Here is a 12172-nt window from a genome sequence, read left to right as displayed (position 1 = left end):
GTGTACGTAGCGACACCCGAGGTCCGGGCCGTACGCCCCATGTGCCGGAGAGCCGCCGTCCCTAACGTCGTGGTCATGGCGCAGACAGCGCCGTGACGACGACGGTGGACGGGGAGAGACCATGTTCCGACGCAGGGGCCGCGCGGGCGGCAGCGGACCGGCAGGACACGGCGGCGAGGCCCTGCGGCTGGTCAAGGTCAGCAAGACGTACGGGGCCGGGGAGGGCGCCGAGAACGCCGTGACCGCACTCGACGACGTGACCCTGAGCCTGCGGAGCGGCACGTTCACCGCCGTGATGGGTCCCTCCGGCTCCGGCAAGTCCACGCTCCTGCAGTGCGCGGCCGGACTGGACCGGCCCGACAGCGGCATCGTGATGGTCGACGGCGAGGAGATGACGGGCGGCACCGAGGCGGCCCTCACCAGGTTCCGCCGCCGCCGGATCGGCTTCGTCTTCCAGCAGTACAACCTGCTGCCGACGCTGACCGTCGCCCAGAACACCACTCTGCCGCTCCGGCTCGCCGGGCGCCGCGTGAACCGGGCCCGCGCCCAGGAGATCCTCACCCAGGTCGGCCTCGGCGACCGGCTCGGCCATCGCCCCGACCAGCTCTCCGGCGGCCAGCGCCAGCGCGTCGCCATCGCCCGCGCCCTCGTCACCGAACCCGCCGTGATCTTCGCGGACGAACCGACCGGCGCCCTCGACACCCGCAGCGCGCGCGACGTCCTGCGCCTCCTCCAGGAAGCCGTGCGCCTGCACGGCAGGACCGTCGTCATGGTGACGCACGACCCGGTCGCCGCGTCGTACGCGGACTCCGTGCTCTTCCTCGCGGACGGCCGCCTCGCGGGCGAGATGACCGCACCCACCGCCGACGCCGTGGCCGAACGCCTCGCGCACCTCGGCGACACCACGCCGGCGGGGGTGTGAGCCGTGTTCGCACTCGCCCTGCGCTCCGTCCGGCTGCGCCCCGGCCGCCTCCTCGCGACGCTCCTGTCCGCCTTCCTCGGCGCGGCGATCATCATGACATTCAACTCGCTGCACGACACGGCGGGCGCTCCCGGCGTCGATCACGTCAGCGCGGACACCCTCACCACCGCGGCGAGCGTCGTCGGCGGCTACGGCACCCTCCTCGTGTTCTTCGCCGTCGCCTCCACCCTGACCGTCAACGTCCGCCGACGCACCGACGAGATCACCCTCCTGCGCCACACCGGCGCCACCCCCGCCCAGATCAAGCGCATGATCGTCGGCGAGTCCGTCATCGTCGCCCTCGCCGGTACGGTGCTCGCCGCCGGGCCCGCCGTGCTCGGCGGCCACGCTCTGCTCGACGTGTTCAAGGACAGCGGCCAGGTCGCCGACGGCGTCGACCACGTCTTCGGTCCCGTCGCCCTCGTGTCCGGCCTCGCCGTCACCCTGCTCGCCTCCGCGGGCGCCGCGTTCCTCGCGGTGCGGCGCGCCACGAGGGCCGCCGCCGGAACGGGCCAAGGGCGCGGCAGGGCACGGAAGTTCGCGGCCTGGGGCGCGCTCGCCGGCGGCGCCGCCGGTGTCCTGAGCACCTTCGCGATGAAGGCCACCGACGCGGCCCTCATGGCGGCGCCCGCCTACGGCGCGATCCTGCTCTCCATCGGCTTCGCGCTCCTGTCCCCGGCCCTGCTGCGCGCCCTCCTCGGCCGCGCCGAACCCCTTCTCACCGCACTCACCGGCGCGAGCGGCTATCTGACGGTACGGAACATGCGGCAGCGTGCCGAGCAGCTCTCCGGCGTCCTGATGCCGCTGATCCTCTTCACCGGCATGGCCACGGCCACCCTCTCCATGCAGGCTGTCGAGAACGACGCGATCAAGGCGTCCGGTCTCGCCAGGTCCGTCGAGGACAAGAACCTGGAGACCCTCAACTTCGTGGTCGTCGGCATCATCGTCGTCTTCGCCTGCGTGATGCTCGTCAACACCCTGTACGCGGCGACCTCCTACCGGGTCCGCGAGTTCGGACAGCAGCGCCTCGCCGGAGCCACTCCGGGGCAGGTCCTCGGGACGGTCGCGGTCGAGAGCCTCGTACTCACGGTGACGGGTGTGTTCTTCGGCACGGTCGCGGGCCTCGCGGGAATCGTCCCCTTCACCGCCGTCCGCACCGACTCGGCCCTGCCCGGCCAGGTCCTCGGAATCTGGCTCACGGTCGTGGCGTCGGCGGCCACGGCGACGTTCGTGACCAGTCTGGGAACGGCCCGCAGGACCCTGCGCGTCAAGGCCGTGGACGCCGTCGCGATCGCCGCCTGACACCGGATCCGCCCGCCCGGCACGGTCCGCGCCCGCCACCACGGCGGACGCGGACCGTGTCGCTGTTGGGCTGAACGGGTGACTTGGCGTAAGAATGGCGGGTGCAGACAAAAGTACGAGCCCGGACGGGGTGGGGGCAGTGAACAGCCACGACGTCACTGACGAACAATGGGAAGGGCTCGCCCAGGTCGTACCTCTGCGCGGCCGTAACGCATGGCCGTCGGCGGTCGACCACAGGGCCGTTCCCGAAGCGGAGACCGAGACGCGGCGACGGTTCGTCGTGCTGCGGGTCAACGTGTTCGCGGACGCCCGCGAGGTCGCCGAGACCGTGATGACGGGCATCCCCGTGCTGCTCGACCTGAGCGGCGCCGAGTCCGATGTCGCCAAGCGCGTCCTGGACTTCAGCAGCGGCGTGGTCCTCGGCCTCGGCTGCGGCATGCACCGTGTCGACCGCAATGTCTTCCTGCTCGCCCCTCCCGGCACCGAGGTGCAGGACTTCGTGGCGGGGGCCGTTCCCCGGGCCTAGGGCCTGTCCGGCGGATCTTGTCGCGGGCGCGGGGTCTGGCACGCCGACCTGCGGCGTTGTCGTCGGTTGCCAACGCTCCGCGTTGTCGCCCTCCTCCGCCTTGCATCTCGACGCGCCAGACCCCGCTCACCAGCACAGATCAGCGCGGGCCCCCGAGCGCGACCTGATCCGCCGGACAGACCCCAGTCACCCGGCCCGGGCCTTCGGGTCCCCCGATCGTAGGAAGGTCCGCCCGGAAGAACGGTTCTCCGGGCGGAGTGCCGCCTACCGTCCGGGACATGACCTTGTTCGCGCGGGGCGGCGGTGCACCCCCGGCCCCCCAGAACCGGCCGAGCCTCACCGAACTGCGGCTCTCCGCCTTCGCCGCGCACCGGGGCGCCGGCTTCCCGCTCGGCCCGCTGACCCTCTTCGCCGGGCCGAGCGGCAGCGGCAAGTCCAGTGCCCTGAAGGCCTACGAAGGTCTGGCCCGGCTCGGCGGCGGCGCGGCCCTCGACGAGGTGTTCCCCGACCCGTCCGCCTGCGTCCCCGACCGGGCGCGGCCCGACGCGCAGCGACGCCGCGGCTTCCGCATCGGCTGCACCGTCACCGGGCCCGTCGGCCCGGTCCGCCTCGACCTCGCGATCCAGGCGGAGCCCGAACTGCGCATCGTCGGCGAACGATTGACCCGCGACGGCCGCACTCTCCTGGAAACCGCCCTGCGCGACCCCGGACGCCACGTCGTCCAGGCCGCCTGGCACACGGCGGGGGCGACCTCCGTGACCCGCGCGCCCCTGCCGGACGACCTGCTCGGCACGGCACTCCTGCCGCTGCGCGTCGCGGGCAGGACGGAAGGCCAGCGGCTCGTCGTCGCCGCCGCCGAACAGGTCGTGGTCGCCCTGCGCTCCGTCTTCTCCTGCGACCCCCGGCCCGACCGCATGCGCCGCCCCGCCCCGGCCACCGCCGACCGTCTCCGGAGCGACTGCGACAACCTCGCCGCCGTCCTGTGGCGCACACGCTCCGAGTGCGGCACCCGGCACGCGCTGCTCGTCGCCGCGGCCCGCGCCGGCTGCGCGGGACCCGTCGTCGACGTCCTGTCGGAGGACCTCGGCAACGGCACGGTACGGGCCGTGCTCGACCGCGGCGACGGGCTGCGCACCCCCGTCGACCGGCTCGGGGACGGGGAGTTGAGGTACCTGGCGCTCGCCGCCCTGGTCCTGCTCACCGGCCCCCGGGTGCTCGCGGTCGACACGGCGGCGGAGGTCCCCGAGGCGTACCAGACGCTCACCGTCCTTGCTGACGGCCTCGACCGCAGCCTCGACCCGCGCCAGCTGAGGGAGCTGACGGCGCTCGCGGTGCGGATGTGCGGACGTGGGCACATCCGGCTGGCGGGGGCGGTCGGCGACGGGACGTGGGTGGCACGGGAGCACGGCGCGGCGGTGGTAGACCTGGGGCCGTGACAGAACTTGATGTGGCGGGGCTGCAGCGCCGGCTGGCCCGATTCGCGGCGGCCAGGAACTGGGAGCAGTACCACACGCCGAAGAACCTGGTGGCCGCGCTGAGCGTGGAGGCGTCCGAACTGGTCGAGATCTTCCAGTGGTTGACCCCGGAGGAGTCGGCCGGCGTGATGACGGACCCGGACACGGCGCATCGGGTGCGCGACGAGGTCGCGGACGTCCTCGCGTATCTGCTGCAACTGTGCGAGGTGCTCGGGATCGACGCGCTGGCGGCCCTGTCGGCGAAGATCGACCGCAACGAGGACCGGTTTCCGGTGCCCGGGGAGGGCTGAGACCGGCTGCAGGGAGCCGCCCGACCGGTCTTGTCACTCTATGGAGTCACGAAATTATCAACATTGGACTCCGTGTCCACAGATTTCGGTCGTCCTCTGGCTTTTCGCCACCCGGACCCTCACTCTGGGTAGTGGTCAAGGGAGTTCAGGACGGGGGCTGCGCATGGACGCGGTGCGACTCATCAGGGCGAGCCGACGGGCCCTGGCGGAGAGCCAGGACGCGCCGGCCATCACGCGGGAGGCATGGCAGGCCCAGGCCCTCGCGCAAGCCATGGGGAACAGGCTGGCGAGAGAGGGCCCGCCGGAGCTGAGGGGGGAAGCGCTGGGACTGAGCGAGGCGGGCGGCAGAGGCTGCTCGGGCTCGGCGATCCCGGTCATCGGGTCGGGCGGCATACGGGCGGCGCAGCTCACGGAACTGCCGGAGGCGCACCAGGCGCTGATCGGTCTGGCCGCGCTGCTCGGCGAAGTGGGGATCGCCCTGGTGGGCATAGCCAGCGAGGCGGAGGAGGAGGGTGCCTACTGGCACTGCATGGACGCCATTGACGCCGCCGACGAATCACGCGACAGGGTCCTCGAGATAATCCGCCGGCTCGGCCTGCGCCGCGACACCATGTCGGAGCCGGACTCGGCGGCGTAGGGGCCACCAGTTGATGCCGCTGCGGCAGCGGCCTTCGGGGGCGCACCGGCACCGGTGCGACGCGCCCCCGGCGGGGTCAGAGGCGGTGGCCCTCGTCGGCGGACGGGGCGCCGGGTCCGGTGGACTGCTGAAGGTCGGCGTCGAGTTGCGACAGATCCGCGTTGAGCGCGGCCATCAGCTCTTCCATCTGCTGGAGCAGACCCTTGGGTGCGCCGTCCTCAACCGGTGCGGCCGGTTCGTGCACGACCTGCTCGGACATGGCTTCCTGGGACATGACGGCCTCCTCGGCCCTCGCCCTCCCCACGGGGGAGAGCAGGTGACGCAAGCGTCGCCCGGCCGCGGCAGCCGCCGCCGGTGCGGGTGCCGGGCGGTCCGGCTCCGCCCGAGCCAACGATCACTCGCGTGGCCGGTCACTGGCGCGCGCCCCGGCCACGTGCCCGGTTGACGGATATTCACCCGACAGGGGCGGGGCCGGAGCGGCCGGACCAGCGGAGCCGACGCTCAGCCGGGCAGCCGATCAGCTGCTCAGTCGGCCGGGTGGTGCGTGGGCCGGGAAAGCTGGGGCATCACCTCGGTGGCGATCAGCTCCAAGTGGTCCAGGTCGTCCAGGTCGAGCATCTGGAGATACATCCGCTGCGAGCCGACGGCCTGGTACGCGGCGATCCGCTCGACGACCTCGGCGGGCGAGCCGGCGAGCCCGTTCGCCTTCAGCTCGTCCACATCACGGCCGATCGTCGCGGCGCGGCGCCTGACGTGCGCGTCGGTCTTGCCGACGCACGCGACCAGGGCGTTGGAGTAGACGAGGCTGCCGGCACTGCGCCCGTGCTCCTCCGCCACCGCACGGACCCGCTTGAACTGCTGCTCCGTGTCGCTGAGCGACGCGAACGGGATGTTGAACTCGTCGGCGTACTGCGCGGCGAGCGCCGGGGTCCGCTTGGCGCCGTGCCCGCCGATCAGGACCGGCACCTTGTTCTGCGCCGGCTTCGGCAGCGCGGGGGAGTCCTTCAGCTGGTAGTACGTGCCGTTGAAGCTGAAGCGCTCTCCGACGGGCGTGCGCCACAGGCCCGTGACAATGGCGAGTTGCTCCTCGAGGCGGCCGAACTTCTCCTTGGGGAAGGGGATGCCGTAAGCCTCGTGCTCCGCTCCGTACCAGCCGGAGCCGAGGCCCAACTCCACGCGTCCGCCCGACATCTGGTCGACCTGCGCGACCTGGATCGCGAGGACGCCCGGGAGGCGGAAGGTGCCGGCGGTCATCAGTGTGCCCAGGCGGATCCGCTTGGTCTCGCGGGCGAGGCCGGCCAGCGTGATCCAGGCATCGGTGGGGCCGGGGAGCCCGTCGGCGGAGCCCATGTGCAAGTAGTGGTCGGACCGGAAAAACGCTCCATAACTGAGGTCTTCAGCGGCCTTCGCCACGCGGAGAAGTGTCTCGTAGGTGGCGCCCTGCTGCGGTTCTGTGAATACTCGAAGATCCATTCAGCCATCATGCACCGGTCACTTCTGGTGACCTTTTAGAACCGCAGCGTCCCCGGGGACAAATGCGTGGTCGGGGGCGGTACTGGCGGACCATACTCGGACGCGTGTTCCTGACGATCAGCACGACCGGCACCCCTGAACGCCCCGCGACCGACCTCGGGTTTCTGCTGCACAAGCATCCCGGCAACGCGCAGGCGTTCTCCACCTCGCACGGAACCGCGCACGTCCTGTACCCGGAGGCGTCCGCGGAGCGTTGCACCGCGGCGCTGCTCCTGGAGGTGGATCCGGTCGCGCTCGTGCGCCGCGGCAAGGGCAAGGGCCGTGGCGGCGCCCCCGACGCGGCGCTCGCGCAGTACGTGAACGACCGGCCGTACGCCGCCTCGTCCCTGCTCGCCGTGGCGATCGGCAGTGTGTTCTCCAGCGCCCTGCGCGGACAGTGCAAGGCCATGCCCGAGCGGGCCGGGCAGCCGATGCCGCTCCGTATCGAGGTGCCGGCGGTGCCCGCGCGCGGCGGGGCGGCGCTGGTGCGCCGGCTCTTCGAGCCCCTCGGCTGGGCCACGGTGACGGCCGACCCGGTGGCGCTCGACGAGCGGTTCCCCGAGTGGGGCGACTCGCGCTATGTACGTCTCGTCCTGGAGGGCGAGCTGCGCCTCTACGAAGCGCTGCGGCATCTGTACGTGCTGCTGCCCGTGCTCGACGACGCCAAGCACTACTGGGTCTCGGCCGACGAGGTCGACAAGCTGCTCCGGGCGGGTGAGGGCTGGCTGCCCACGCACCCCGAGCAGAACCTGATCACCAGCCGCTACCTCTCGCGGCGCCGGGCGCTCACCCGCAGCGCCATGGAGCGCCTGGAGCTGGTGCGGCTCGCCGACGCGGACGACACCGACATGGAGGACATCGACAACGCGGTCGACGAGGCGACGGACACCGAGGAGCAGCCCGTACCGCTGGCCGTCCAGCGGCGCGACGCGATCACCGCAGCGCTCAGGGCCGCCGGGGCCGGGCGCGTGCTCGACCTGGGCTGCGGACAGGGCCAGTTGGTGCACGAGCTGCTCAAGGACACCCGGTTCACCGAGGTCGTGGGAGTCGACGTGTCGATGCGGGCCCTGACGATCGCCGCCCGGCGCCTCAAGATCGACCGGATGGGAGAGCGCCAGGCCTCCCGCGTCACGCTCCTCCAGGGCTCGCTCGCGTACACCGACAAGCGGCTCAAGGGGTACGACGCGGCGGTGCTCAGTGAGGTCATCGAGCACCTCGACCTGCCCCGGCTGCCCGCACTGGAGTACGCGGTGTTCGGATCCGCGCGGCCGAGGACGGTCCTCGTGACGACGCCGAACGTCGAGTACAACGTCCGCTGGGAGACCCTGCCCGCCGGACACGTCCGGCACGGCGACCACCGCTTCGAGTGGACCCGCGAGGAGTTCCGTACCTGGTCGCGCACGGTGGCCGAACGGCACGGCTACGGCGTGGAGTTCGAGCCCGTGGGTCCCGACGACCCGGAGGTCGGCCCGCCCACGCAGATGGGCGTCTTCACCCTCACCGACCAGACCCTGGCCGACCCGAGCCCGAAGGAGGCGAAGGCCGCATGACCACCACCGGTTCCCACGCTCGTACGCTCCCCGTCACCGACCTGTCCCTCGTCGTCCTCGTCGGCGCCTCGGGGTCCGGCAAGTCGACGTTCGCGCGGCGGCACTTCAAGCCCACCGAGATCATCTCCAGCGACTTCTGCCGAGGGCTCGTCGCCGACGACGAGAACGACCAGAGCGCCAGCGGCGACGCGTTCGACGTGCTGCACTACATCGCGGGCAAGCGCCTCGCGGCCGGGCGGCTCACCGTCGTCGACGCGACCAACGTCCAGCAGGAGAGCCGCAAGCAGCTGGTCGACCTGGCACGGCAGTACGACGTGCTGCCCATCGCCATCGTCCTCGACATCCCCGAGGAGGTCTGCGCCGCGCGCAACGCGCAGCGCGCCGACCGCGCCGGCATGGCACGCCGCGTCATCTCCCGCCACACCCGCGAACTGCGGCGCTCCCTGCGTCACTTGGAGCGCGAGGGCTTCCGCAAGGTGCACATCCTGCGCGGCGTCGAGGAGGCCGACAGCGCCGAGGTCGTACGCGAGAAGCGCTACAACGACCTCAGGCACCTCACGGGCCCCTTCGACATCATCGGCGACATCCACGGCTGCGCTTCGGAGCTGGAGACGCTGCTCACCGGGCTCGGCTACGTGGACGGTGTGCACCCCGAGGGCCGCACGGCGGTCTTCGTCGGCGACCTCGTCGACCGGGGGCCCGACTCCCCGGGCGTCCTGCGGCGCGTCATGGCGATGGTCAAGTCCGGCCACGCGCTGTGCGTGCCCGGGAACCACGAGAACAAGTTCGGCCGTTACCTCAAGGGCAGAAAGGTCCAGCACACGCACGGGCTCGCCGAGACTGTCGAGCAGTTCGCGGGCGAGAGCGAGGAGTTCACGCAGGAGGTCGCCGAGTTCGTCGACGGCCTCGTCAGCCACTACGTCCTCGACGGGGGCAGGCTCGTCGTGTGCCACGCGGGCCTGCCCGAGAAGTACCACGGGCGCACGTCCGGGCGGGTGCGCTCGCACGCGCTGTACGGGGACACGACCGGCGAGACCGACGAGTTCGGCCTGCCGGTGCGCTACCCGTGGGCCGAGGAGTACCGCGGCAGCGCGGCCGTCGTCTACGGCCACACACCGGTCCCGCAGGCCACCTGGCTCAACAACACCATCTGCCTCGACACCGGCGCCGTGTTCGGCGGCAAGCTGACCGCGCTGCGCTGGCCGGAGCGCGAACTGGTCGACGTACCCGCCGAGAAGGTCTGGTACGAGCCGTCGAGGCCGCTGCGGACCGAGGCGCCCGGCGGCCAGGACGGGCGGCCGCTCGACCTCGCCGACGTGCACGGACGGCGGTCCGTCGAGACCCGGCACGCCGGACGCGTCGCCGTGCGCGAGGAGAACGCGGCGGCGGCCCTCGAGGTCATGAGCCGCTTCGCCGTCGACCCGCGCCTGGTCCCGTACCTGCCGCCGACCATGGCACCCACGGCGGCCTCCGGCGCGGGAGCCCGCGCCGGAGCCGCCGGTGAACACTTCCTGGAGCACCCCGCAGAGGCCTTCGCCCAGTACGCCGCCGACGGGGTTGGACGCGTCGTGTGCGAGGAGAAGCACATGGGCTCGCGGGCCGTGGCCCTGGTGTGCCGGGACGCGGCCGTGGCGCGCGAGCGCTTCGGCGTCCCGGAAGGTCCCACCGGCGCGCTCTACACCCGTACCGGACGGTCCTTCTTCGCCGACGAGCAGGTCACCGAGGAGATCCTCGGCCGGGTGCGCGCCGCCGTCACCGACGCGGGGCTGTGGGACGAGCTCGACACGGACTGGCTGCTGCTCGACACGGAGCTGATGCCCTGGTCGCTCAAGGCGTCGGGCCTCCTGCGCTCGCAGTACGCCGCCGTGGGAGCCGCGTCCGGTGCCGTGTTCCCGGACGCCATCGCCGGTCTGGAAGCGGCGGCGGCGCGCGGTGTCGACGTGGGCGAACTGCTCGGAAGGCAGCGTGAACGGGCCGCCGACGCGGCCGCGTTCACGGACGCCTACCGGCGCTACTGCTGGACGACGGACGGTCTTGAGGGCGTGCGGCTCGCGCCGTTCCAGATCCTGGCCGTGCAGGGCAGGTCGCTGGCCGCGCTGCCGCACGACGAGCAGCTCGCCCTCATCGACCGCATGGTCGAGAACGACGGCTCGGGGCTCCTGCAGACCACCCGGAGGCTCTTCGTCGACACCGCGGACGAGGCGTCCGTGAGCGCGGGTGTCGACTGGTGGCTGGAGATGACCGGGCGCGGCGGCGAGGGCATGGTCGTCAAGCCGGTCGAGGCGCTCACGCGCGACGGCAAGGGCCGGCTCGTACAGCCCGGCATCAAGTGCCGCGGCCGCGAGTACCTGCGGATCATCTACGGTCCCGAGTACACGCGCCCCGACCACCTGGAACGCCTGCGCGGCCGCTTCCTCGGGCACAAGCGCTCGCTCGCGATCCGCGAGTACGCGCTCGGTCTCGAGGCACTGGACCGGCTCGCGGACGGGGAGCCGCTGTGGCGGGTCCACGAGGCGGTGTTCGCGGTCCTCGCGCTCGAATCGGAGCCGGTCGACCCGAGGCTGTGAGAGCGCTGATGTGAGCCGCCACCCAGCTCCTCGATTGCACGGGCGCGGGCCGTCCGGCCGGGGAAGGATGGGTCCATGGGATTCCACGTCGACTCCGAGGCCGGGCGGCTGCGCCGCGTCATCCTGCACCGCCCCGATCTGGAGCTCAAGCGGCTCACGCCGAGCAACAAGGACGCGTTGCTCTTCGACGACGTGCTGTGGGTGCGGCGCGCGCGGCAGGAGCACGACGGGTTCGCCGATGTGCTGCGCGACCGCGGCGTGAGCGTGCACCTCTTCGGCGACCTGCTCATCGAGGCGCTCGCCATCGGGGACGCCAGGTCCCTGGTCCTCGACCGGGTCTTCGACGAGAAGGAGTACGGGCCGCTCGCCACCGACCACCTCAGGGCCGCCTTCGAGACGATGCCGGCCACGGACCTGGCCGAGGCGCTGGTCGGCGGCATGACCAAGAGGGAGTTCCTCGACCGGCACCCCGAGCCGACATCGGTCCGCTTCCACGCGATGGACCTCGACGACTTCCTGCTCGGCCCGCTGCCCAACCACCTGTTCACCCGCGACACCTCTGCCTGGATCTACGACGGCGTCTCCATCAACGCGATGCGCTGGCCCGCCCGGCAGCGCGAGACGGTCCACTTCGAGGCGATCTACCGGCACCATCCGCTGTTCCGGGACGCGGGCTTCCACCTGTGGTCGGAGGGGCAGGCCGACTACCCGTCCACGATCGAGGGCGGCGACGTCCTGGTGATCGGGCAGGGCGCCGTCCTCATCGGGATGAGCGAGCGCACCACTCCGCAGGCCGTCGAGATGCTGGCGCACAAGCTGTTCGCCGCCGGCTCCGCGCGGACGATCGTGGCCCTCGACATGCCGAAGCGGCGGGCGTTCATGCACCTGGACACCGTGATGACGATGGTCGACGGCGACACGTTCACGCAGTACGCGGGGCTCGGCATGCTGCGCTCGTACACCATCGAACCGGGCGTGGGGGAGCGGGAGTTGAAGGTGACCGACCATCCGCCGGAGCACATGCACCGGGCCATCGCCGCCGCGCTCGGCCTCAGCGAGATCCGGGTCCTGACCGCCACGCAGGACGTCCACGCGGCCGAGCGGGAGCAGTGGGACGACGGCTGCAACGTGCTGGCCGTGGAGCCGGGCGTGGTCGTCGCCTACGAGCGCAACGCGACGACGAACACCTATCTGCGCAAGCAGGGCATCGAGGTCATAGAGATCCTGGGCAGCGAACTGGGGCGGGGGAGGGGCGGGCCGCGCTGCATGAGCTGCCCGGTCGAGAGGGACCCTGTATAGAGCGGTGGTCCCCCGAACGCGGTGGTCCCCCGAACGCGTGGAGCGGTGGCCGC

The 12172-nt window shown here is 72.0% G+C and carries 11 protein-coding genes; 9 read left to right on the top strand and 2 right to left on the bottom strand.

Annotated elements, in window-relative coordinates; genetic code table 11:
* Positions 1–121: 121 nt before the first annotated feature.
* The 6 genes from OHO83_RS14080 (at position 122) to OHO83_RS14055 (ending at position 5191) form a co-directional block, all read left to right on the top strand.
* Positions 122–922 carry an ABC transporter ATP-binding protein gene (locus OHO83_RS14080; protein ID WP_330279565.1) on the top strand — a complete coding sequence of 267 codons (801 nt, stop codon included), beginning with the start codon at positions 122–124 and terminating at the stop codon, positions 920–922.
* A gap of 3 nt (positions 923–925) precedes the next feature.
* A complete protein-coding gene (locus OHO83_RS14075; RefSeq protein ID WP_330279564.1) occupies positions 926–2263 on the top strand; it encodes an ABC transporter permease in 1338 nt (445 codons plus the stop codon).
* Positions 2264–2402: 139 nt separating this feature from the next.
* The gene (locus tag OHO83_RS14070) at positions 2403–2789 is read left to right on the top strand and encodes a cell division protein SepF (protein ID WP_266675000.1); all 387 of its coding nucleotides are present in this window, start codon (positions 2403–2405) and stop codon (positions 2787–2789) included.
* A gap of 278 nt (positions 2790–3067) precedes the next feature.
* Positions 3068–4225 (top strand): AAA family ATPase, encoded by a 1158-nt coding sequence (locus tag OHO83_RS14065; RefSeq protein ID WP_330279563.1) that lies wholly within the window; start codon positions 3068–3070, stop codon positions 4223–4225.
* Positions 4222–4554 carry a nucleotide pyrophosphohydrolase gene (locus tag OHO83_RS14060; RefSeq protein ID WP_227297874.1) on the top strand — a complete coding sequence of 111 codons (333 nt, stop codon included), beginning with the start codon at positions 4222–4224 and terminating at the stop codon, positions 4552–4554. Before OHO83_RS14065 ends, OHO83_RS14060 begins: the two co-directional genes overlap by 4 nt.
* Before the next feature lie 163 nt (positions 4555–4717).
* On the top strand, positions 4718–5191 hold the full coding sequence (locus tag OHO83_RS14055; RefSeq protein ID WP_266675003.1) for a DUF6099 family protein: 474 nt from the start codon (positions 4718–4720) through the stop codon (positions 5189–5191).
* Positions 5192–5267: 76 nt separating this feature from the next.
* On the opposite strand, the gene OHO83_RS14050 is transcribed toward OHO83_RS14055, so the two are convergent.
* Positions 5268–5465: a hypothetical protein gene (locus OHO83_RS14050; protein ID WP_266675004.1), complete on the bottom strand. Its 198-nt coding sequence runs from the start codon at positions 5463–5465 to the stop codon at positions 5268–5270.
* A gap of 251 nt (positions 5466–5716) precedes the next feature.
* Positions 5717–6664, bottom strand: a complete 948-nt coding sequence (locus tag OHO83_RS14045) for an LLM class F420-dependent oxidoreductase (RefSeq protein ID WP_266675005.1) — start codon at positions 6662–6664, stop codon at positions 5717–5719.
* A gap of 104 nt (positions 6665–6768) precedes the next feature.
* Between OHO83_RS14045 and OHO83_RS14040 the strand changes: the two genes are divergently transcribed.
* From OHO83_RS14040 to OHO83_RS14030, 3 genes are all read left to right on the top strand, one after another.
* Entirely contained in the window at positions 6769–8253 is a 1485-nt protein-coding gene (locus OHO83_RS14040) for a 3' terminal RNA ribose 2'-O-methyltransferase Hen1 (RefSeq protein ID WP_330279562.1), read from the top strand.
* Positions 8250–10820, top strand: a complete 2571-nt coding sequence (locus tag OHO83_RS14035; RefSeq protein ID WP_266675007.1) for a polynucleotide kinase-phosphatase — start codon at positions 8250–8252, stop codon at positions 10818–10820. The genes OHO83_RS14040 and OHO83_RS14035 overlap by 4 nt, the downstream gene beginning before the upstream one ends.
* Positions 10821–10895: 75 nt before the next feature.
* Positions 10896–12119: an arginine deiminase gene (locus OHO83_RS14030; protein ID WP_266675008.1), complete on the top strand. Its 1224-nt coding sequence runs from the start codon at positions 10896–10898 to the stop codon at positions 12117–12119.
* Positions 12120–12172: the final 53 nt, after the last annotated feature.

It is taken from the genome of Streptomyces sp. NBC_00569 (genome assembly GCF_036345255.1).
Lineage (GTDB): Bacteria > Actinomycetota > Actinomycetes > Streptomycetales > Streptomycetaceae > Streptomyces.
The sequence above is the reverse complement of the archived record's forward strand: the minus strand, read 5'-3'. Positions and strand labels throughout refer to the sequence as shown.

Bases quoted from the DNA above. Each gene is read 5' to 3' on its own strand.
- OHO83_RS14080 (WP_330279565.1), top strand. From the start codon at position 122: ATGTTCCGACGCAGGGGCCGCGCGGGCGGCAGCGGACCGGCAGGACAC.
- OHO83_RS14065 (WP_330279563.1), top strand. From the start codon at position 3,068: ATGACCTTGTTCGCGCGGGGCGGCGGTGCACCCCCGGCCCCCCAGAAC.
- OHO83_RS14055 (WP_266675003.1), top strand. From the start codon at position 4,718: ATGGACGCGGTGCGACTCATCAGGGCGAGCCGACGGGCCCTGGCGGAG.
- OHO83_RS14050 (WP_266675004.1), bottom strand. From the start codon at position 5,465: ATGTCCCAGGAAGCCATGTCCGAGCAGGTCGTGCACGAACCGGCCGCA.
- OHO83_RS14045 (WP_266675005.1), bottom strand. From the start codon at position 6,664: ATGGATCTTCGAGTATTCACAGAACCGCAGCAGGGCGCCACCTACGAG.
- OHO83_RS14035 (WP_266675007.1), top strand. From the start codon at position 8,250: ATGACCACCACCGGTTCCCACGCTCGTACGCTCCCCGTCACCGACCTG.
- OHO83_RS14030 (WP_266675008.1), top strand. From the start codon at position 10,896: ATGGGATTCCACGTCGACTCCGAGGCCGGGCGGCTGCGCCGCGTCATC.